At 73.0% G+C, this 21,764-nt stretch carries 14 protein-coding genes and 2 pseudogenes; 10 read left to right on the top strand and 6 right to left on the bottom strand.

The genetic code is table 11. From position 1 onward, the window contains the following. The first annotated feature begins 247 nt into the window (after positions 1-247). The 6 genes and pseudogenes from ACQP0N_RS23880 to ACQP0N_RS23855 all read left to right on the top strand — a co-directional run bounded on the left by ACQP0N_RS23880 (position 248) and on the right by ACQP0N_RS23855 (position 7,738). Complete coding sequence (locus tag ACQP0N_RS23880; RefSeq protein ID WP_433114245.1) at positions 248-3,613, top strand: error-prone DNA polymerase; 3,366 nt, start codon at positions 248-250, stop codon at positions 3,611-3,613. A 93-nt stretch (positions 3,614-3,706) separates the two neighbouring features. Beyond that, positions 3,707-3,886: a hypothetical protein gene (locus tag ACQP0N_RS23875; protein WP_433114243.1), complete on the top strand. Its 180-nt coding sequence runs from the start codon at positions 3,707-3,709 to the stop codon at positions 3,884-3,886. Continuing rightward, positions 3,883-4,653 (top strand): methyltransferase domain-containing protein, encoded by a 771-nt coding sequence (locus ACQP0N_RS23870; RefSeq protein WP_433121784.1) that lies wholly within the window; start codon positions 3,883-3,885, stop codon positions 4,651-4,653. The genes ACQP0N_RS23875 and ACQP0N_RS23870 overlap by 4 nt, the downstream gene beginning before the upstream one ends. A 33-nt stretch (positions 4,654-4,686) precedes the next feature. Beyond that, positions 4,687-5,902 (top strand): annotated as a pseudogene (locus ACQP0N_RS23865) (alkaline phosphatase family protein). A 62-nt stretch (positions 5,903-5,964) separates the two neighbouring features. Next, the gene (locus tag ACQP0N_RS23860; protein ID WP_433114241.1) at positions 5,965-7,224 is read left to right on the top strand and encodes a DNA polymerase IV; all 1,260 of its coding nucleotides are present in this window, start codon (positions 5,965-5,967) and stop codon (positions 7,222-7,224) included. 115 nt (positions 7,225-7,339) lie between these two features. Beyond that, positions 7,340-7,738 carry a DUF3040 domain-containing protein gene (locus ACQP0N_RS23855; protein ID WP_007463044.1) on the top strand — a complete coding sequence of 133 codons (399 nt, stop codon included), beginning with the start codon at positions 7,340-7,342 and terminating at the stop codon, positions 7,736-7,738. Positions 7,739-8,151: 413 nt separating this feature from the next. Here ACQP0N_RS23855 and ACQP0N_RS23850 read toward each other — a convergent pair whose 3' ends face one another. The 3 genes from ACQP0N_RS23850 to ACQP0N_RS23840 are packed head-to-tail and all read right to left on the bottom strand — an operon-like array spanning position 8,152 to position 12,995. Continuing rightward, positions 8,152-10,626: a transglutaminase TgpA family protein gene (locus tag ACQP0N_RS23850; protein WP_433114239.1), complete on the bottom strand. Its 2,475-nt coding sequence runs from the start codon at positions 10,624-10,626 to the stop codon at positions 8,152-8,154. A 16-nt stretch (positions 10,627-10,642) separates the two neighbouring features. Further along, entirely contained in the window at positions 10,643-11,941 is a 1,299-nt protein-coding gene (locus ACQP0N_RS23845) for a DUF58 domain-containing protein (RefSeq protein WP_396799183.1), read from the bottom strand. Between the two features lies 1 nt (position 11,942). Further along, positions 11,943-12,995: an AAA family ATPase gene (locus ACQP0N_RS23840; RefSeq protein ID WP_433114237.1), complete on the bottom strand. Its 1,053-nt coding sequence runs from the start codon at positions 12,993-12,995 to the stop codon at positions 11,943-11,945. 402 nt (positions 12,996-13,397) lie between these two features. Here ACQP0N_RS23840 and leuS point away from each other — a divergent pair, with 402 nt between their 5' ends. Then, positions 13,398-16,238, top strand: a complete 2,841-nt coding sequence (gene leuS / locus ACQP0N_RS23835; protein WP_433114235.1) for a leucine--tRNA ligase — start codon at positions 13,398-13,400, stop codon at positions 16,236-16,238. A gap of 191 nt (positions 16,239-16,429) precedes the next feature. Here the strand turns inward: leuS and ACQP0N_RS23830 are convergent, their stop codons facing one another. Genes ACQP0N_RS23830 through ACQP0N_RS23820 form a run of 3 tightly spaced genes read right to left on the bottom strand, consistent with a single transcriptional unit; the run spans position 16,430 to position 19,066 of the window. After that, positions 16,430-17,113 (bottom strand): TVP38/TMEM64 family protein, encoded by a 684-nt coding sequence (locus ACQP0N_RS23830; RefSeq protein WP_433114233.1) that lies wholly within the window; start codon positions 17,111-17,113, stop codon positions 16,430-16,432. Next, on the bottom strand, positions 17,110-17,829 hold the full coding sequence (locus ACQP0N_RS23825) for a type 1 glutamine amidotransferase (RefSeq protein ID WP_355049458.1): 720 nt from the start codon (positions 17,827-17,829) through the stop codon (positions 17,110-17,112). The genes ACQP0N_RS23830 and ACQP0N_RS23825 overlap by 4 nt, the downstream gene beginning before the upstream one ends. After that, positions 17,819-19,066 carry a MurT ligase domain-containing protein gene (locus ACQP0N_RS23820; protein WP_433121782.1) on the bottom strand — a complete coding sequence of 416 codons (1,248 nt, stop codon included), beginning with the start codon at positions 19,064-19,066 and terminating at the stop codon, positions 17,819-17,821. The genes ACQP0N_RS23825 and ACQP0N_RS23820 overlap by 11 nt, the downstream gene beginning before the upstream one ends. A 355-nt stretch (positions 19,067-19,421) precedes the next feature. Between ACQP0N_RS23820 and mraZ the strand changes: the two genes are divergently transcribed. From mraZ to ACQP0N_RS23805, 3 genes and pseudogenes are all read left to right on the top strand, one after another. Then, complete coding sequence (gene mraZ / locus ACQP0N_RS23815) at positions 19,422-19,853, top strand: division/cell wall cluster transcriptional repressor MraZ (protein ID WP_355049459.1); 432 nt, start codon at positions 19,422-19,424, stop codon at positions 19,851-19,853. Between the two features lie 205 nt (positions 19,854-20,058). Beyond that, positions 20,059-21,168 (top strand): annotated as a pseudogene (gene rsmH / locus ACQP0N_RS23810) (16S rRNA (cytosine(1402)-N(4))-methyltransferase RsmH). Further along, positions 21,158-21,763: a hypothetical protein gene (locus tag ACQP0N_RS23805; RefSeq protein ID WP_396799186.1), complete on the top strand. Its 606-nt coding sequence runs from the start codon at positions 21,158-21,160 to the stop codon at positions 21,761-21,763. The pseudogene rsmH and the gene ACQP0N_RS23805 overlap by 11 nt, the downstream one beginning before the upstream one ends. Position 21,764 lies beyond the last annotated feature (1 nt).

Below are 21,764 nucleotides of genomic sequence, written 5' to 3'. Positions count from 1 at the left end.
ATGCCTGTGAGTCATCACGCTCATCGCACCTCTCGCCGCCGGCGGGACGACCGCCGTCGTGTTCGTCGTCGACGCGGCCGTCCACCAACCTGCGTCTGGTCGGCCGCGCCACCACCCCTCGGCCGGCCAGTGCCGGGCGGACCGCCGCCGGACAGACCGACGTCGGTCGGGCCAGCGCCGGTCGGATCGGCGTCAGGCGGGCCAGTGCCGGGCCGACCAGTGCGGTCGGAGTGGTCGGAGCGGCCGGATGAGTTTTCACAACCCGAAGATGCCCTGGTCGGAGCTGGAGAGCGTGCTCTCCGGCCGGGCCGGCGGCGGGCGGCCGCGCGCCGAGCGGCACCTGCACGTGGTGGATCCGCTCGCCGTGGACGCCGACGGCGGTGACTCGCCGGCCTGGAGTCGCCACCGCGAGCGGTACGAGCCGCCGGAGCTGGCTCGTCCCGACGGGGTGGTGCCCTACGCGGAGCTGCACGCGCACACCAACTTCAGTTTCCTCGACGGCGCGAGCCACCCCGAGGAGTTGGCCGAGGAGGCGGCCCGGCTGGGGCTCACCGCGTTGGCCGTCACCGACCACGACGGCTTCTACGGGGTGGTCCGGTTCGCCGAGGCGGCCCGGATGCTGGGCCTGCCGACCATCTTCGGCGCGGAGCTGTCGCTCGGGCTGCCCGGCCCGCAGAACGGCGAACCCGACCCGCACGGCGCGCACCTGCTGGTGCTGGCGCACGGCCACGAGGGGTACGCCCGGCTGGCGACCACCATCGCCCGCGCCCAGTTACGTGGTGGGGAGAAGGGCCGCCCGGTCTACGGGGAGCTGGAGGAGGTCGCCGCCGAGCTGAAGGATCACGTGCTGGTGTTGACCGGCTGTCGCAAGGGGCACGTGCCGGGGGCGCTGCTCACCGAGGGGGTGGACGCGGCGGCCCGTGAGCTGGACCGGTTGACCGCGCTCTTCGGCGCGGAGACGGTGGCGGTGGAGTTGACCGACCACGGTCATCCGGTCGACGCCGACCGCAACGACGCGCTCGCCGAGCTGGCCGCCGCGGCCGGGCTGCCGACGGTGGCCAGCAACAACGTGCACTACGCCAGCCCCGGCCGGCGTCGGCTGGCCACCACCGTCGCCGCGGTCCGGGCCCGGCGCAGCCTGGACGAGATCGACGGCTGGTTGCCCGCGGCGGCCACCGCCCACCTGCGCAGCGGCGCGGAGATGGCGGCGCGGTTCGCCGCGTACCCGGGCGCGGTGGCGCGGGCCGCCGAGTTCGGCGCCGAGCTGGCCTTCGACCTCCAGCTCGTCGCGCCGCAGCTGCCGGCGTACCCGGTGCCGCCGGGGCACACCGAGATGAGTTGGCTGCGCAAGCTGACCGCCGACGGGGCACACGAGCGTTACGGGCCGCCGCAGGCGCACCCGGCGGCGTACGCGCAGCTCGACCACGAGCTGAACATGATCGAGGAGTTGGGCTTCCCCGGCTACTTCCTGGTGGTCTACGACATCGTCTCGTTCTGCCGCGAGCAGGACATCTACTGCCAGGGCCGGGGATCGGCGGCCAACTCGGCGGTCTGCTACGCGCTGCGGATCACCAACGTGGACGCCGTCCGGCACCGGCTGCTCTTCGAACGGTTCCTCGCCCCGGAGCGGGACGGCCCACCGGACATCGACGTGGACATCGAGTCCGACCGGCGCGAGGAGGTGATCCAGCACGTCTACACCCGCTACGGCCGGGAACACGCCGCGCAGGTCGCCAACGTCATCTCCTACCGACCCCGGTCCGCGGTGCGGGACGTGGCCAAGGCGTTCGGCTTCTCACCCGGTCAGCAGGACGCCTGGAGCAAGCAGATCGACAGGTGGGGCTCGGTCGCCACGGTCGACGTCGAGGGCATCCCGGAGCAGGTGGTGGAGTACGCCAACGAGCTCCAGACGTTCCCCCGGCACCTGGGTATCCACTCGGGCGGCATGGTGATCTGCGACCGTCCGGTGATCGAGGTCTGCCCGGTGGAGTGGGGGCGGATGCCCGGACGCAGCGTCCTGCAGTGGGACAAGGACGACTGCGCAGCCGTGGGCCTGGTGAAGTTCGACCTGCTCGGCCTGGGCATGCTCTCCGCCCTGCACTACGGCTACGACATGATCGGGTCCCGGCTGGATCTCGGCGACATGACGCTCGACGATCCCGAGGTCTACGACATGCTCTGCCGGGCCGACTCGGTCGGGGTGTTCCAGGTGGAGAGCCGTGCCCAGATGGCCACCCTGCCGCGGCTCAAGCCCCGCGAGTTCTACGACCTGGTGGTCGAGGTGGCACTGATCCGTCCCGGCCCGATCCAGGGCGGTTCGGTGCACCCGTTCATCCGGCGCAAGAACGGTCAGGAGCCGGTGACGTACGCGCACCCGCTGATGCGTAACGCGCTGGAGAAGACCCTGGGGGTGCCGCTGTTCCAGGAGCAGTTGATGCAGCTCGCCATCGACCTGGCCGGGTTCGACGCGGCCGAGGCCGACCAGTTGCGCCGGGCGATGGGCGCGAAACGGTCGGTCGAGCGGATGACCCGCATCGCCGACCGGCTCTACGCCGGGATGGCCGAGCGGGGCATCACCGGCGAGCTGGCCGACGACGTCTACCGCAAGCTCACCGCGTTCGCCAGCTACGGCTTCCCGGAGAGCCACGCGATGAGCTTCGCCTACCTGGTGTACGCCAGCTCGTGGCTCAAGCGCTACCACCCGGCCCCGTTCCTGGCGGCGCTGCTCAACGCCCAGCCGATGGGCTTCTACTCGCCGCAGACCCTGGTCGACGACGCCCGCCGGCACGGGGTGGAGGTCCGCCGTCCGGACATCAACGCCAGCGGGGCCCTGGCGGTGCTCGAGTCCACCCCGGACACCCGGTGGGGCAGCGAGCCGGGGGAGCCGCCGCACGCCTGGGGGCTGGGCGGTCCGGCCGTCCGACTGGGGCTGTCCAGCGTACGTACCCTCGGGTCGGACGTGGCCGAGCGGATCGAGGCCGAGCGGACGGTCGGTGGGGCGTACCGTGACATGCCGGATCTGGCCCGGCGGGTCGGCCTGACCGCCGCTCAGCTGGAGGCGCTGGCCACCGCGGACGCCTTCGCCTGTTTCGGGCTGACCCGGCGGGAGGCGCTCTGGGCCGCCGGCGCGGCGGCCCAGGACCGGCCGGGCCGGCTGCCCGGCACGGTGACCGGCGTGGCGGCGCCCACGCTGCCCGGCATGGAGGCGGTGGATCGGCTGGTCGCCGACGTGTGGGCCACCGGGTTGTCGCCGGAGAGCCACCCGGCCCGGTTCATCCGGGGGCAGCTCGACGTGCTGGGCGCGGTGCCGATCGCCCGGCTCGGTCGGGTGGAGCCGGGCCAGCGGATCCGGGTCGGCGGCATCGTCACCCACCGACAGCGCCCGGCGACCGCTGGTGGGGTGACCTTCCTCAACCTGGAGGACGAGACCGGGATGTTGAACGTCACCTGTTCACCGGGTCTGTGGCAGCGTTATCGGCGGGTGGCCCGCACCAGCGCCGCGCTGGTGGTCCGGGGGCGACTGCAACGCCACGAGGGAGTGACCAACCTGGTCGCCGACCGGCTGGACGCCATTGAGCCGCCGGTCAGTCCCGCGTCCCGCGACTTCCGCTGAACAGTGATCCACATTACGGTTTCTGTCGCCGCGGAGCGGGAGACTCGTCCTGAGCGGGCAGAGCGGCCCGTGATCCGTGAGGGGGACTGACAAGTGATGGGAAACCACGCGTACACCGGTGGCGGAATCGCCAACGCCCGGCGGACCCGGCTGGGTGCCGGCTGGATGCCGTCGCACCTCACCGACCCCCGCGAGTACGAGGTGACGAACGGTCCGGTCGCCAACGAGCGTCGATCCCGGGCCGAGGACGCGGTCGAGGGCACCCAGTCCTGACCACTAGGCTCGACCGGGTGGAGCAGACCCGAGGCCGGTTCGCCGCGCCGCCGCTGACCCCCCGTACCGCCGTGATCTGGTCGGTGCTGCGCGCCGAGCTGGACCGGCGCGGCGACGCCGAGCTGACCGTGCTGGACATCGGCGGGGGCACCGGCGGTTTCGCCGTCCCGCTGGCCCGGGCCGGGCACCGCGTCACCGTCGTCGACGCCAGCCCCGACGCGCTCGCCGCGCTGACCCGCCGGGCCGCCGAGGCCGGGGTCGCCGATCGGGTCGTCGCCGTGCAGGGCGACGGCGACGCCCTCGCCGGGCTGGTCGAGCCGGCCGGGGTCGACCTGGTGCTCTGCCACGCCGTCCTGGAGGTCGTCGACGACCCGGCGCCGGTGGTCGCCGCGCTGGCCACCGCGCTGCGTCCCGGCGGCGCGGCGAGCGTGCTGGTGGCCGGCCGGGCGGCGGCCGTGCTGGGCCGCGCCATGAACGGGCACCTGGACGTCGCGGCGTCGTTGGCCGCCGACGCGGCCGGCAGCGCCGGGCCGCGCGACACCCTGCGCCGCCGCTACGACGCCCCCGAGGCCGTCGCGCTGCTCACCGCCGCCGGGCTGGAGGTCGAGGACATCCACGGGGTACGCGTGCTCGCCGACCTGCTGCCGGCCGCCGTCTCCGACGGGCAGCCCGCGGCCCTGGTCGAGCTGGAACTGGCCCTGGCCGCCCAACCCCCCTACCGGGATCTGGCCGCCCAACTGCACCTGTTCGCCCGCCGACCGGCATGACCCGTCCGGTGCGGCCCGCCGACGGGGGTACGTCTGCCGGCTCGTCCGGCTCCGAGCTGACCGCCGACGGGCGTACTGCCAGCGGTCCGGTGACCAGCCTCGACCCGCCGCTGGCGGTCCTCGCACCCGACCGGGCCGGCGGCCGGCTCGCCGACGTGCTGCCCAGCGCGCTCGCCGTACTGGGCGTGCCCGGCTTGCCCGACCCGCTCGGCCTGACGCCCGCCCTGGCCGGGGTACGCCGGATCGCCGTCCTGCTCGTCGACGGGCTCGGCTGGTACCAGGTGCCGACCGCCGCGCCGTACGCCCCGACGCTCGCCGGGCTGGCCGCGACGGTGGGTCGGCCCTCGTCGCCGGCTTCCCGTCCACCACTCCGACGAGCCTCGTGACGCTGGGCACCGGCGTCGCGCCCGGCGCGCACGGGGTCCTCGGCTTCACGGTGCGGGTGCCCGGCACCGACCGGGTGCTCACCCACACCGACTGGGCCGCCGACCCGTCGCCGCTGCGCGGGCAGCCGGTACCCACCCAACCCCAGCGGGCCCGCGCCGCCGGTGTGACGACGACGGTGGTGAGCCGGCCGGAGTTCGGCGGCAGCGGGTTGACCCTGGCCGCCAACCGGGGTGGCGACTTCCGGGGCGCCGCCGGCGCGGATCAGGTGGCCACCGACATGCTGGCCGCGCTGGCCGCCGGCGACGGGCCGACCCTGGTCTCCGGCTACCATCCCGACCTCGACCGGCACGGGCACCTCAGCGGGGTCGACTCGGCGCCGTGGCGAAGCGCCGCCACCGAGGTGGACCTGCTGCTCGCCCGGCTGGTCGACGGGCTACCGTCGGACGCGGCGCTGCTGGTCACCGCCGACCACGGGCAACTCGACATTCCCGTCGCGCACCGCTTCGACCTGGACACCGATCCACGGCTGCGCGACGGCCTGCGGGTGGTGGCCGGCGAGGCCCGGGTGCGTTACCTGCACACCGAGCCGGGAGCGGTGGACGACGTGGTGGCCGCCTGGTCGGCGGTGCTCGGCGACGCGGCCCGGGTGCGTACCCGCGCGGAGATGATCGCCACCGGCTGGTTTGGGCCGGTGCCCGAGGAGCACCTGGGCCGGATCGGTGACGTCGTGGTGACCTGCAACGACACGTACGCCGTGCTGGCCAGTCGCACCGAGCCGCCGAAGGCGTCGAAGCTGGTCGCGTACCACGGGGCGGACACCGCCGCCGAGCTGACCGTGCCGCTGCTGGTCGTGCGGGGCTGACCGGGGCGCGGTCCGGCCAGCCGGCCGGTGCTGGTGTCGTACCTCGGGGATAACCTGCACCGATGGGCCGCAGTCAGTCGTTGCCCCGGGGCGGTGATCCGCGCTTCGGGCCGGACGCCGACGACTCCGCCAGCGGCATCCTGCACGTCGACATGGACGCGTTCTTCGCCTCCGTGGAGGTGCGGGCCCGCCCCGAGCTGCGCGGCCGCGCGGTCGTGGTGGGTGGTGTGGGTTCGCGTGGCGTGGTCAGCTCGGCCAGCTACGAGGCTCGCCGCTACGGCGTGCGCAGCGCCATGCCGACCTCCCGGGCCCGGGCCCTCTGCCCGCACGCCGTCTACCTTCCGCCCAACTTCGCCGCGTACTCGGCCGCCTCGCGGGCGGTCATGCAGATCTTCCGGGACGTCACCCCGCTGGTCGAGCCGCTCTCCCTCGACGAGGCGTTCCTCGACGTCACGGGCGCCCGCAAACTGTTCGGCCCGCCGGCCACCATCGCCCGGCTGATCCGCCAGCGGGTCGCCGACGAGCAGGGGCTGACGTGCTCGGTCGGGGTGGCGCCGAGCAAGTTCGTGGCCAAGCTCGGCTCCACCCGGGCCAAGCCCGACGGCCTGCTGGTCGTACCCGCCGGGCAGGTCCTCGACTTCCTGCACCCGCTTCCGGTGGACGCGCTGTGGGGGGTGGGGGAGCGGGCCGCCGAGACGCTGCGCCGGCTCGGCCTGGCCACCGTGGGGGACCTCGCCGAGGCCCCGGTCGGCATGCTGCGCAAAGCGGTGGGCGCGGCGTCCGCGGCGCACCTGCACGAGCTGGCGTGGGGGCGTGACCCGCGCCGGGTCAGCCCCGAACACGTCGACAAGTCGATCGGCGCCGAGGTGACCTTCGACGCCGACGTGGCAGACCCGATGGAGATCCGCCGTGCCCTGCTCGCGCTCAGCGCGAAGGTCGGCGTCCGGCTGCGCAGCGCCGGCCACGTCGGGCGCACGGTCACCCTGAAGGTACGACTGGCCGACTTTCGCACCGTCAACCGCTCCCGCACCCTCGACGTACCCACCGACACGGCCCGGGAGATGTTCGACACGGTCTGGGCGCTCTACACCGCGCTGGACCCGGCTGAGCGGATCCGCCTCGTCGGTGTCCGGGTCGAGGGGCTCACCTCGGCGCAGGGCGCGCCCCGGCAGCTCACCCTCGGCGCGCCCGAGCGTGGTTGGCGGGAGGCGGAAGCTGCCGCGGACGCCGCCGCTGCCCGATTCGGGCGGTCCGTCATAGGTCCGGCCAGTCTGTTAGCCGACCGTGACGCTCATCGAAAGGAAAATCCACCCCACCCGTAGGTCGTCCCGCTTTCCGACGCGCGACCCCCCTCGTAGACTTGCGGGTAAGCAGCCGGTTGGCTGCCACGGTCTGTCGGCCCGAGTGGGCCGACCAACGTGACCGGGGAGGAGTGCCGTGCCGCTCTCGGAGCACGAGCAGCGGCTGTTCGAGCAGATCGAGCGGTCGCTTGCCGAGGACCCCAAATTCGCCTCGGCCGTGCGCGCCAGCGATCCGCGCTTCCACGCGCGGCGTCGCCTGCTCGTCGCAGCCGGCGTGATCATCGCTGGCTTGGCCCTACTGGTCTATGGCGCGGTGATCAAGACTCCACCGCTGGCGGTGGCGGGCTTCGTCGTCATGCTGGCGTCGGCCGCGTTCGCGGTGCAGTCGCACCGGCGGGCGCAGTCACCCGACCTGCACGTGGTGGGTGGCACGACGAGTCGTCGTCGTCCCCGCGGTGGCCGGTCCGGTCGCCGACGGTCGATCCTGGACCGGATGGAAGACCGATGGCGGCAGCGCCCGGAGGGGCACCGCTGAGCGCGTCCCGCCGCTGAGGCGGGCCGACCATCGCGACGAGCGGGCCATCGGGATGACCCCGGTGGCCGCCGTCGCTCCGCCATGCCCCGAGCACCGCGCCGTCGTGCTCGCGCCGTGCGGCCGTGCTCGCACCGCGCGTCCCTCCGAGATCGCGCCGATCTTGCAGTTTCTGTCGTCCGTATGAGTGGGATACCCCTTATGTCGCGACAGAAAGTGCAAGATCGCTGGGGCTGGGGCTGGGGCTGGGGCTGGGGCTGGGGCTGGGGCTGGCACCCTGGGACCTGGCCGATGGGGCTGGGACCTGGGACCTGGCCGCTGGGGCTGGGACCTGGGATCCGGGGACCGCACCTGGTACTGGGGCGGCGCCCCGGCGTTGGGCCGGGGCGCCGCCGCGGCGCGCTTGCGGGCGTCGGTCAGCGGGCGGCTCGATCGGCCAGCAACCGGCGCGGGTTCCAGCGCAGCAGCCGGTAGCGCATCCGGGTGGTCAGCGCCACCAGGCGGCCGGAGGAGTCCGCCAGTGCGATCCGCCAGCGCAGCAGCACCGAGGGCGGCAACACGGCGGCGAGCAGCCGGGTCCGTCGATCCGCCCGGGACGAGAGCGCCCCACGGACCGCGCGGAGCGCGGACGGCAACGGTTCACCGGTCAGCGGAGCGCGCGCGTACCGGGCCCGCTCCTCGGCACGGCCGAGCAGCCGCGCCGCCCCGATGGCCTCGGCGTCGTCGGGGAGAGAGTCCCGGACCAGCCGGTCCGCGGTCGCCCGGGGCGTCTCGGTCAGGTCCACCCGCACCTTGTAGTCGACGAGCGTGTCGAGCAACTCGGCCCAGGCGGCGTGGGCGTCGGCGCGAGCGCGACCCGGGTCCGCCTCGACCACCATCACGCGCGCGTCGTCGGTCGGCGGCCCGTCGCCCATAGCGGCGGCGGCAGCCGCGACGTCCGCCCGGCCGGCCCGCCGCCGACGCAGCGCCCGACGACGAAGTGCCGGCACCGCCAGCAGTGCCACCAGCGCGAGTACGGCCGCCACCCACCAGGGCCACACCGGGGCCTGCTCAGTCGGCCGCGAATCCCCCAGGGAGAGCCCGGAGTCGGTGTCCCGGTCGGCGTTGTCCGGGCCGGTCGGCCCGGCCGACGAGTCCGCGCCGCTCGGGCTGTCCGTGGCGCCCGCCTCCGGAGTGGACGGCTCGGGGGCGTCCGTGTCCGGTGCCCAGGCCGACCGGGTGGAGCCGGGAACGCCGGACGCCGGGGTGGCGTCGAACGGCACCCAGCCGATCCCGTCGAAGAAGACCTCGGTCCAGGCGTGCAGGTTGAGGTTGGTCAGCGTGTACGTGTCGCCGTCGCGCCTGCTGCCGTTGGTGAACCCGAACGCGACCCGCGCCGGGATGCCGGCCGACCGGACCAGCCAGGCCATCGCGGCGGCGTACTGCTGGCAGTAACCGACCTTGTTGGTCAGGAAGTTCACGATGTCCTGGCCGCTGCTGCCGCTCGCGGTGCTCAACCGGTACGTGAACCCGTTGTCCGCGGAGAAGTGCTGGTAGATGGCGAGCACCCGGTCGTAGTCGGTCCGCTTGCCCTGGATCAGCCCCCGGACCAGCTCCTCCACCTCGGGCACCGGCCCGGGGGTGGCGGTCTGCTGCCGGCGGAGCGGGTGTTCGGCCGGCAGCGTCTTCGCGGCCCGCAGGGTCGCCGGGGTGTACGTCGAGCGGATGTAGTCGAACGAGTACTTACGCCCCCGCGAGCTCTCCCGGTTGGAGAACACGATCTGCTGGTTGGTGTCGTACAACCAGTTGCTGTTCAGGTCCTGGGTGCGCACCGGCTCGGCGTACACCGGCATCAGGGACATGCTGAGGCTCTTGGTCACCTCGACGGTCGCCCGGTACTCGGCCTGCTGCACCCCCGGCACGACCCGCTCGCCCGGATCGGGCAGATCGCGGTTGACCGGCCGGCCACTCGCGGCGCGGGCCTGGAAACCGTTCGGGCGCAACTCGTCGGCGACCGCGTAGCGCAGGTAGAACGGGCTCTGCTCCGACGTGGTCACCTTGACCAGGTCGACCACCTCGGACTGGTTGAGCTGGCCGGCGAGCGACGCGAACAGGTCGATCCGGCCGGACGAGCCACCCACCCCCCGACCGTTGCCGGTGCCGTTACCCGTGCCCTCGGTGATCCGGTCGAGCAGCCCACCGCTCAGGCCGGGCACCGCCAGCGGCAGCACCACGGCCAGCACCACGCCGACCACGGCGAGCCGACGTCCGGCGGACGCCAGCGGCGACGCCTCCCACACGTCCACGTCCCGGCCGTCGCCGGTGAACCGCCGCCCGAACCGGCGCACCCGGTCGATGTTGTCGGTCACCAGCAGCCACAGGTAACCGGCGGCGCCCACCACGAACGGCAGTGGGGGGACGCTGTCCACGTAGACGGCGACCGGCACCGAGTAGATCGCGAGCATCGGCAGTCCGGCCAGCGCCGGCCGGCGCAGTCCCACGGCCAGCACGTCCACCAGCACGGCCACCCCGCCGACGCCGAGCACGGTGATGAACAGCAGCGGATCGGTGTCCGGGACTTCGACGCCGTACGAGCGCATGTCCTGTGCCGAACCGGCGAGCAGATCGGCGAAGTGCCCGATCGTGCTCGGCGTGGGCAGGAGGGCCACCAGCTCGCTGCCGCTCGGGAACAGCCAGGTCAGCGCGAGCAGCAGGGCGGCCAGCATGCCGAGCACCTGGCCCCAGAGCGGCGCGCGGACGAGCCGGGTCAGCGCGGCGACCCCGGCCACCACGGCGACCGCTATCGCGCACTGGATCAGCCACGTCCAGGTCTGGAAGATGGCCGACAGCGGCGCGGCGGCGAGCAGCGTCGCGGCGGCCGCGACCAGACCGGTGTTCCGGCTGGCGATCATGAGGGGGACCTTCCGTTCATCGGACGCGGCCAGCGACCGTCTCGGCCAGCGCGGCCCGCAGGGCGAAGCCCTGGGAACCGCGGCCCGCCTGCGGCCACAGCGCCGGCAGCCGGCTGCCGTGGTCGACGCCGATCGCGCGCCAGCCGCTGCGCACCATGGTGAGCACGGCGGCGCCGTGCGCGTGCTCCGCCTCGGCGCGCGCCTTCTCGGGGAGGCTCAGCCAGGTGGAGCTGTCCAACAGGAAACCGACACACGTCGCGCCGTTGCCGCGCAGCCCGGCCAGCAGCTCGGCCTCGGCGATGCTCACCGCGCCGAACAGCCCGATGATCAGCCCGCCGTCGGCGCGTTGCCGCACCCGCTGCACCAGCCCGGTGACGTCGGCCCGCTGGTCCAACCGCACCTCGGCCAGATGGTCGAGCAGCACGCCGTCGCCACCGCCCTCCGAGGCGTCCACGTCGACCCCAGAGCCGGTGACCAGGCGCAGCTTGTAGCCGGCCTGGCGCAGGTGTACGGCGATGCTCGCGGCGGCCGAGACCGCCCACTCGAAACTCGCCGTCGGCCCGTCACCCCGGTGGCCGTACGCCCGGGTGTCCAGCACGACGGTGGCGCGGCTCTCCCAGGGCTGCTCCTCCCGGCGCACCATCAGCTCGCCGGTGCGCGCCGTGGACTTCCAGTGCACCCGGCGCAGGTCGTCGCCCCGGCGGTACTCCCGGGTCGCCGCGTCGTCCTCGCCGTGGACCGCCACCGAACGCGCCCGGCTGTCGCCGCTGCCCGCGTACTCCCCGGGGAGCCGGACCGACGGCAGGGGGGTGACCTGCGGGATGACCGTGAGGTGGTCGGTGCTGGGGAAGGAGCGGGTGAGTTCGCAGAGACCGAACGGGTCGGTCATCCGGACCACCAGCGGACCCACGTCGTAGCGACCGCGCACGTCCGCGCGGACCGTGTACGCCACGGAGCTGGCCTGGTGCGCGCCGAGCCGTTCCAGCACGACGCGGGGCCGGCTGCCCAGCGCGTAGGGGAGCCGGTCCTCCAGCAGCAGGGTGCCGGTGGGCAGCCGGGAGAGGTTCTGCAGGCGCAGCACGATCCTCGAGTTGGCCCCGACCGGAACCCGGTGCGGGTCCAGCGAGCGGTTGCAGGCCAGCTTGTAGCGGCTGCGGCCCACGTAGGCGGCGGCCAGTAACGGCAGGATGGCCAACAACAGGGCGACCCGGAGCAGGTCCTTCTCGCCCAGGATGACGGCCGAGACCGCCGCGGCGACCGCGGCGGCCAGGAACGAGCGCCCGCGGGTGGTCAGCCCGCGCAGCCCGGCACGCACGTCATGGCCTCCGCGGCTCGTAGGGCGCGCGGCCGTTGCCGGTGGCGGGCCGGGTGTCGTACTGGTTGCGCTGACGGTCGTGCGGCAGGGGCAGCCGGTGCACCAGCTCGGAGACGATCGCGTCGGTGGTGCGCCGGGCGAGCTGCGCGTCGGCGGTCGGGATGATCCGGTGCGCCAGCACCGGCACCGCCAGGGCCTGCAGGTCGTCGGGGAGGACGTAGTCGCGGCCCTCCAGCGCGGCGACCGCCCGGGCCGTGCGCAGTAGTTGCAGCGTCGCCCGGGGGGACGCGCCGAGGCGCAGGTCGTGGGCCTCACGGGTAGCGGTGACCAGGTCGACCGCGTACTGCTTGACCGCGTCCGCGACGTGCACCTGCCGGACCGTGGCGATGAGCTGCCGGACCATGTCGGCGTCGGAGACCGGACGCAGCTCGTGCAGCGGATCGGTGGCGCCGTGGCCGTCGAGCATCGCCAGCTCCGCGCCGGCGTCGGGGTAACCCATCGCGATCCGGGCGGTGAACCGGTCGCGCTGCGCTTCGGGCAGCGGGTACGTCCCCTCCATCTCGATCGGGTTCTGGGTGGCGATGACCATGAACGGGGTCTGGAGCTGGTAGGTCACGCCGTCGACGGTGACCTGCCGTTCCTCCATGCACTCCAGCAACGCCGACTGGGTCTTCGGCGAGGCCCGGTTGATCTCGTCGCCGACCACCAGGTTGGCGAAGACCGCGCCGGGGCGGAACTCGAAGTCGTGGGTCTCCTGGTTGTAGACGCTGACGCCGGTGACATCGCTGGGCAGCAGGTCGGGGGTGAACTGGATCCGGCGGACCGTGCAGTCGATGGACCGTGCGAGGGCCTTGGCCAGCTTGGTCTTGCCGACGCCGGGAACGTCTTCGATGAGGAGGTGGCCCTCGGCGAGCAGCACGGCCAGGGCCAGCCGCACGGTGGCGGTCTTGCCCTCGATGACTTGCTCGATGTTGGCCACGATGGCCTCGCTGGCGGCGCGGAACTCGTCGTGCGGCAACAGGCCGCCCACCTCGTCCCAGGTCTGTTGTGTCACGGGCCTCCTCCTCGTCGCCGTCACGGCAGCTCTGTAGAGAGCACCTGGACCCGCCGTTGGGTTCGCGACGTCGAGCCTCGATTGCCGCAGGAATCTCACTGGCCTCTCAGGCTAACCATGTTTGTCGTTATCGCCGACCCCCGCAGGTAGTCCGCCGGTTACGCCCCGATATTCGCCAGCTAGGGGGAACGGGTCGAACACGCCCGGTGGTCGGCAGGCGGAACTGTGCACGCGGTACACTGCCGGGCATGGCCGGAGTCTTCCTGCTTCTTACCGGGCCGTGCTGATGCGCTGAACGCAGCGACAGCACGGCGGCCCCTCCTGCGCGAGGGGCTTTTTTGTGCCCGCCGCCGGTCCGGCCCGGCGGTGCCGAGACGAAGCGAAGCGAAGCGAGGAGAGACGATGAGCGAGGCAGCCGCACCGGCGGGCGACATCCCCCCGTTCCGGTACACCGCGGCCATGGCCGACGAGATCGAGACGCGTTGGCAGGACACCTGGGCACGCGAGGGCACCTTCCACGCGCCGAACCCGACCGGCCCGCTGGCCGACCCGAGCCACCCCCGGGCCGGCGCGGAGAAGCTGTACGTGCTGGACATGTTCCCGTACCCCTCGGGCGCCGGCCTGCACGTCGGCCACCCGCTGGGCTACATCGGCACCGACTGCTACGCCCGCTACCAGCGGATGGCCGGGCACAACGTGCTGCACGCCATGGGGTTCGACGCGTTCGGGCTGCCCGCCGAGCAGTACGCCGTGCAGACCGGCACCCACCCCAGGACCACCACCGAGCAGAACATCGAGCGGTACAAGGCGCAGCTGCGCCGCCTGGGGCTGGCGCACGACGAGCGACGCTCGGTGGCGACCATCGACACCGACTTCTACCGCTGGACGCAGTGGATCTTCCTGCAGATCTTCAACTCCTGGTACGACCGCGACGCCGGCCGGGCCCGCCCGATCGCCGAGCTGATCGCCGAGTTCGAGGGCGGCAACCGGGCCACCCCGGACGGCCGCGCCTGGGCCGAGCTGAGCGTCGCCGAGCGTCGCGGAGTCGTCGACGACCACCGCCTGGCGTACGTCTCGCAGGCCCCGGTGAACTGGTGCCCGGGTCTGGGCACCGTGCTGGCCAACGAGGAGGTCACCGCCGACGGCCGCTCCGACCGGGGCAACTTCCCGGTCTTCAAGCGCAACCTGAAGCAGTGGATGATGCGGATCACCGCGTACGGTGACCGGCTGCTGGACGACCTGGACAGCCTGGACTGGCCCGAGCCGATCAAGCTGATGCAGCGCAACTGGATCGGCCGCTCGCAGGGCGCGCACATCGACTTCGCCACGGCGGGGACACCGATCCGGGTGTTCACGACCCGCCCGGACACCATCTTCGGCGCCACGTACATGGTGCTGGCGCCGGAGCACGAGCTGGTCGACGCGCTGGCGCCGGCCGGCTGGCCGGACGGCACGCGGGACGCCTGGACCGGCGGGCACGCCAGCCCCCGCGGGGCCGTCGAGGCGTACCGCAAGGCCGCCGCCGCGAAGACCGACGTCGAGCGGCAGTCCGACTCCAAGGAGAAGACCGGCGTCTTCATCGGCGCGTACGCCACGAACCCGGTCACCGGCGCGCAGATCCCGATCTTCATCGCGGACTACGTGCTGGCCGGCTACGGCACCGGCGCGATCATGGCGGTGCCGGCGCAGGACGAACGGGACTGGGCGTTCGCCGAGGTATTCGAGCTGCCCATCGTGCGGACCGTGCAGCCGGCGGAGGGCTTCGACGGCAAGGCGTACACCGGCGACGGCCCGGCCATCAACAGCGCCGCGCCCGAGCGCGGCCTGGACCTGAACGGCCTGGGGGTCGCCGACGCCAAGGCGGCGATCATCGCGTGGCTGGAGGCGAACGGGCACGGGACCGGCGCGGTGACCTACCGGCTGCGGGACTGGTTGTTCTCCCGGCAGCGCTACTGGGGTGAGCCGTTCCCGATCGTGTACGACGAGACCGGCGCGGCGATCGCCCTGCCGGAGGAGATGCTGCCGGTCGAGCTGCCGGAGGTGGACGACTTCTCCCCGAAGACGTTCGACCCGGACGACGCGGACTCCAACCCGGAGACCCCGCTGTCGCGTCGCCGCGACTGGGTCGAGGTCGAGCTGGACCTGGGTGACGGGCCGAAGCGCTACACCCGCGAGACCAATGTGATGCCGCAGTGGGCCGGCTCCTGCTGGTACGAGCTGCGCTACCTGGATCCGACCAACTCCGAGCGGTTCGTCAGCGCCGAGAACGAGCGGTACTGGATGGGTCCGCGCGGCGAGGGCGACTGCGGCGGCACCGACCTGTACGTCGGTGGCGCCGAGCACGCCGTACTGCACCTGCTGTACGCGCGGTTCTGGCACAAGGTGCTGTTCGACCTGGGGCACGTGTCGTCGTTCGAGCCGTTCCGCAAGCTGTTCAACCAGGGCATGATCCAGGCGTACGCGTACACCGACTCGCGGGGCAGCTACGTGCAGGCCGAGGACGTCATCGAGCGCGACGGCGCGTACTACCTGGAAGACCTGGTGGTCAACCGCGAGTACGGCAAGATGGGCAAGTCGCTGAAGAACGTGGTGACCCCCGACGACATGTGCGCGGCGTACGGCGCGGACACCTTCCGGGTGTACGAGATGTCGATGGGCCCGCTGGAGGTGTCCCGCCCGTGGGAGACCCGGGCGGTCATCGGCTCGTACCGGTTCCTGCAGCGGGTCTGGCGGGCGGTCGTCGACGAGCAGACCGGCGAGCTGCGCGTCACCGACGACCCGGCCGACGAGGCGACCCGACGGCTGCTGCACACGGTGATCGACGGGGTCCGTGGCGACATGGACGGCATCCGGTTCAACACCGCGATCGCCAAGCTGATTCAGCTGACCAACGGGCTGACCGGGTTGTCGGCGACGCCCCGCGAGGTGGCCGAGCCGCTGGTGCTGATGGTGGCGCCGTTCGCCCCGCACGTGGCCGAGGAGCTGTGGCGCAAGCTGGGTCACGACACCTCGTTGACGTACGCGGACTTCCCGGTGGCCGATCCGGCGCTGCTGGTGGCCGACACGGTGACCTACCCGGTGCAGGTCAACGGCAAGGTCCGGGGACGTGTCGAGGTGCCCGCCGACGCCGCCGACGAGACCGTCCGCGCGGCGGCCCTGGAGGCGGTGGCCGCGTCACTGGCCGGCAAGGAACCCCGCAAGGTCATCGTGGTCAAGGGCCGCATGGTCTCCGTCGTCGTGTAACCCCCACCCTGTCCGCGTCCCGCCCGCCGCGCTCCCGCCCGCCCTGCCCCGCCCCGCCTCGTCGATCTTGCAGATTCGGTTGCCGTTCCGCCCCCTGCGTCAGGGTTTGTCGGGACAGAAAGTGCAAGATCGGCGAGGGCGAGGGCGAGGGCGAGGCGAGGCGAGGGTGGGGCGGGCGAGGGTGGGGTTGGTTAGACCGGGGTGCGGCGGCGGTGGCGGTTGGCGCGCCACCACTGGTGGACGAGCACGAGGCTGGCGATCAGGCCGAGGCTGGCGGGGGCGGCGGCGTACCAGTTGACGTGCCCGGGGGAGCTGACGGCCGCGCCGATGGCCGCGTAGCCGAACGCGGTCGGCGCGGAGGCGATCACGCTGCCGGCCAGGAACGGCAACACCCGCGCGCCGGTCGTGCCATAGCCGTAGCTGACCAGGCCGAACCCCGCGATCGGCAGCAGCCGGACGGTGACCACCCCGAACACGCTCTGCCGGGCGAACCACCCGTCGAGGCGGGCCAACCGGCCCCGTACCCGTTCGGCGACGAACTCCCGGCCGAGCAGCCGGCCGACGGTGAACCCGATCGCCGCGGCCACCAACGCGGCGCCCAGGGCGTACGCGGCGCCCTCCAGGGGGCCGAAGATCGCGCCCGCGGCGAGCGTCACGAAGGTGCGGGGGACCAGCGCGACCAAAAGCAGCGCGCCGCCGAGGATCGCCGCCACCGGGGCTAGGTCGCCCAACTGGTCGGCGAGCGCCGGCAGCCGCGCCGGGTCCGGGCGGGGTGCCAGGAGCAGCAGCAGCCCGCAGCCGCCGATGAGCGCGACCAGCAGGGCGAACCGAGCGGCCGACGGCTGCCGGAGCAGCCGTCGGACAGCGCGGATCATGCCCGGGCGGCGGCCACCGCTGAGCGGCGCTCGTTACGGAGCCGGTCGGGCCAGGTGTCGTCCAGCGGCGGGAGCTGGTGTGCCCCGGTGGCCCAGCGCAGCAGCAGGTCGGCCAGGGCCGGGTTGCGCGCCAGCGCGGGACCGTGCGAGTAGGTGCCGAGCAGCTTGCCGCGCCAGGCGCCCTCGGTGGCGCCGTCGTTGCCGATCCCGGCGGTGACGCGGGCCAGGGGGGCGACCTCCGGGCCGAGGTGGGTACGGCCACCGTGGTTCTCGAAACCGGTCAGCGGCGGCAGGCCCAGCCGAGGGTCGATCTCACCGGCCAACTCGCCGACGGCCCGGCTCTCGCCCCGGTCCGACCGCAGGTCCAGCAGTTCCAGGCCGCGGCACTGCACTCCCTTGGCGAAGAAGGACGTCCCGAGCAGCTGGTAACCGGCGCAGACACCGAAGACCACCGAGCCCTGGGCGACCGCCCGGTGCAGACCGCCGTCCGCGATGAGTCGCTGCGCGCCCAGCGCCTGCGGGCCGTCCTCGCCGCCGCCGACGAGGTAGATGTCGGCCGTCGACGGCAGTTGCTGGTCGGAGCGGACCTCCAGCACCTCGACCGGCATGCCGCGCTGGCGGGCCCGCCGGGCCAGGATCAGCGCGTTGCCCCGGTCACCGTAGGTGGACAGCAGATCGGGGTAGATCCAGACGATACGCAGGCTCTCAGTTGACACGGTCCAACTCCGCTCGGATGTCCTGGAACGCGGTGTAGTTCGCGATGACCTCGAGCCGGCCGGGCGGGACCGACCGGACGGCGTCGTCGAACGTGCGGACGTGCTGGAAGGGCACGTCGTTGACGTCCAGCCGAACCGCCAGGTCGTATGCCCGGTCACCGGTGATCAACACCTGCCGGCCGCGGAGCGGGGCGAAATCGACGTCGAACAGCCAGGAGGTGTCCAACCCGTCGGGGTCACGCGCGTTGATGGAGAGCAGGGTGGGCGCCTCGTCGGCCATGTCGAACGCCTCCAGCCAGCTGGCCGGGTTCTTGGCCAGCAGCAGCCGGATGTTGCGCCCGTCCCGGTCGACCTGCGCGTACCGGCCGGCGACCGAGGTCACGATGCCGAGGCGGCTCACCGCGTCGACGGGGCGTACGCCGAACTCGGCCGCCACCGCCAGCGCGGTCGCCGCGTTGCCCAGGTTGACCTTGCCGGGTAGCTGGAGGGAGACCTTGTGCCAGGCCCCGGTGGGGTCGAGCACGCCCTCGTCCTCGACGACCCAGTTCGGCTCGGGGCGGCGCAGCGAGCAGCCGGTGCACCACCACTGCTCACCGGAGCGGGCGATGGTGGAGCCGCACTCCGGGCAGACCCAGGAGTCGTCGTGCCAGCGCTGGCCGGCGCTGAACCAGGTCACGTGCGGCGGGTTGATGCCGCGGGCCGGGTCGGCCGGCGGGGTGGCCGCCCAGACCACCATCGGGTCGTCGGCGTTGGCCACCACCCGTACGTCGGTGTGCCGGACCAGGGCCGCGCGCCAGAGCTGCGCCATCATGGCGACCTCCTTGGCGCGGTCGAGCTGGTCGCGGGAGAGGTTGAGCAGCGCGACCACGTGCGGCTCGGTCGACTCGAGCACCTGGGCGAGGTAGTGCTCGTCGACCTCCAGCACCGCGTACGGGGTGCTGCCGGCCTTGGCCAGCGCCGAGGTGTGCCCGCTGGGCATGTTGGCGCCGAACGAGTTGGTGGCGACCCGGCCGAGCACGCCGACCGCGGCGGCGGTCAACCGGGTGGTGGTCGTCTTGCCGTTGGTGCCGGAGACCAGCGCGATGGCGCGGCCGGCCGACAGGTGCGCCAGCAGGTCCGGGTCGATCTTCAATCCGATCCACCCGCCGATCACCGAACCGTCGCCACGGCCGGCGGCCCGGGAGAGCGCCGCGGCGGTCCGTGACACGGAGCTGGCCACCTTGGCCCGTAGGGGCATTTTCGCGTCCGTCACGCGAGCGAGGTTACCGGACCGCCGACCTCGCCAGATCGCCGCCGACGGTGAACCGTTCGGCCGTGGCATCCCGGCGGGAGGTCGGCGCGCGCTCGGCCGGACGGAGTCGATCAATGTCGGAAAGCGGACCACGCCGGGCGGCCGGGCCGGCCCTCCACTCCGCTCCACCCCCTGTGACGTGCGGTTTCACGCGCGGACCGGACGCGCCACGCGGGCGAATCTGGTTGCAGGTGGAGGGAAGTGGAGTAGAGTGGGGCCCAATGGTGAGGCCGGGAGGGCTCACCGGCCCGGGGGGTCAGCGGCGCCGCGAACGCCGCTCAAGGGCGAGGGGGTTGGGCCGATGTTTCTCGGCACCCATACCCCGCGCCTGGACGAGAAGGGCCGGTTGATCCTTCCGGCCAAGTTCCGGGATGAGCTGGCGGGGGGTGTCGTGGTCACCAAAGGGCAGGATCGCTGCCTCTATGTCTTTCCGACGCCCGAGTTCCAACGAATCGCGGAGCAGTTGCGCGCGCAGCCGATGACGCACAAGGCGGCCCGGGCCTACAGCCGGGTCTTCTTCGCCAGCGCGCACGACGAGGTGCCGGACAAGCAGGGCCGCGTGACGATCCCCGCGCATCTTCGTGAGTACGCGGCGCTCGACCGGGACCTGGTGGTCATCGGCGCGAGCACACGGGTCGAGATCTGGGACAAGGTCGCCTGGGAGACCTACCTCGCCGAGAGCGAAGACGACTTCGCCGACATCGAGGAGGGGGTGCTGCCCGGCGGTCTGTAGGGCGGAACGGCGCCCGACGTACTGCGAGATCTCCAGCCGCTTTCGAGTTCCTGGCATCACTTCCCCGGTGCCAGGCGCACGATCCAGGAATCCGGCGGAAGTCGGTGTCCGGCGGGAGCGGATGGGGATCTGGCGGTACGACGGGAGCGCCGTCGCCACGGCAGGCGCGCGAGAAGAACGGACGTTTCAACCAGTGGGGGTCATCATGGGGGAGTTGCGCGGCACGCACGTGCCGGTGCTGCTCGAGCGGTGTCTCGAGCTGCTGGCCCCCGCGCTGGGTCGAGGCGGCCGGACGGTGCACGTCGACGCGACGCTCGGCTTGGCCGGGCACGCGGAGGCGGTGCTCGAAGCGCATCCGGAGACCGTCCTGATCGGGCTCGACCGGGACACCGAGGCGCTCGCCCACGCACGGGTGCGGTTGGCGCGGTTCGCCGACCGGGTGCACCTGGAGCACGCCGTCTACGACGAGCTGCCCGACGTGCTCCAGCGGCTGGGTTATCCGGGCATCGACGGGATCCTGTTCGACCTGGGTGTCTCGTCGCTGCAACTGGACGCGCCCGACCGCGGGTTCGCGTACGCGCAGGACGCGCCGCTGGACATGCGGATGGACCAGACGCGGGGGACGACCGCCGAAGAGGTGGTCAACACGTACGCCCATCCGGATCTGGCCCGGGTGCTGCGGGTGTACGGCGAGGAGAAGTTCGCCGGGCGGATCGCCTCGGCGATCATCCGGGAGCGCGAGCGGGCCCGGATCACCTCGTCGGCGCGCCTGGCCGAGCTGGTCCGGGAGTCGATTCCGGCACCAGCCCGACGAACGGGTGGGCACCCGGCAAAGAGAACGTTTCAGGCTTTACGGATCGAGGTAAACAGAGAGCTGGCAGCGCTGGAGACAGCGCTGCCGTCCGCGCTCGACGCACTGACCGTGGGCGGTCGCATGGTGGTCCTGTCCTACCACTCGCTGGAGGACCGGCTCACCAAGGCGGCGCTCGCGGACCGGGTCCGCAGTAAGGGCCCGGTCGACCTCCCGGTCGAGCTGCCCGGGTCCGGTCCGACGTTCCGGCTGCTCAGCCGGGGCGCCGAACTGCCCGGGGAGGCGGAGGTCGCCGCGAACCCGCGCGCCGCTTCGGTGCGGTTGCGGGCCGCGGAGCGACTCGACCCGAACGCGACAGAGCAGGGGCGGACCGACCGCGAACGGTCTCGCCGACGGGTGAAGGGAATGCACCAACCGGGCACGGGGTCCGCCTGATCCGTGGGGGATCAGGGGCGCCGCGACCGGCGAGGGACGGACGTTGAGGGGGAGGGACATGAGCATTGACAAGCGCGACCGCCGGGACGTCACCGGCGGCGGGCAGCGCGCACCGCGGTCGGGGGGCCGGACCGCGGCGGAGCGAGCTCCGCGCGTGGAAAACGGTACGCCACGCATCGATCGAGTGAGTCGGCAGGGGGAGGCTCGCGCCCGGGGGGCGCGCGAGTTCCCGACCCAGGGCAGTGCCGCGCTGCGTCCGGCCGAGAAGGCAGCCGCCACGGCGGCAGCCCGCTCGCCGCGGCTGCGGGTGGCGCCTCCGCCACCGGTGTCGGTTCCGCGCGCGCCGTTCGCGGCGCTGATCGTGGTGCTGGTGGTCGGCGGGGTGTTCGGCATCCTGGCGGTCAACACCAAGATCAATGAGAACGCGTTCCGGTTGGAGAAGCTGCAGCAGCAGCAGGCCCGACTGGACCTGGAGAAGCAGCAGCTCGACAAGGAGATCGCCGACGCCAAGGCGCCGGGGAACCTGACCGCCGAGGCCCGTCGGCTGGGTCTGGTGGACGCCGGTGAGCCGGCGTACATCCGGATGCCGGACGGCAAGCCGATCGGCGTGCCCAAGCCGGCGACCGGCGAGCCGTCGGTCACCAGCCAGGGCGCGGGAGGCTGAC

This window comes from Micromonospora sp. CA-246542 (genome assembly GCF_050942905.1).
Lineage (GTDB): Bacteria > Actinomycetota > Actinomycetes > Mycobacteriales > Micromonosporaceae > Micromonospora.
The sequence above is the reverse complement of the archived record's forward strand: the minus strand, read 5'-3'. Positions and strand labels throughout refer to the sequence as shown.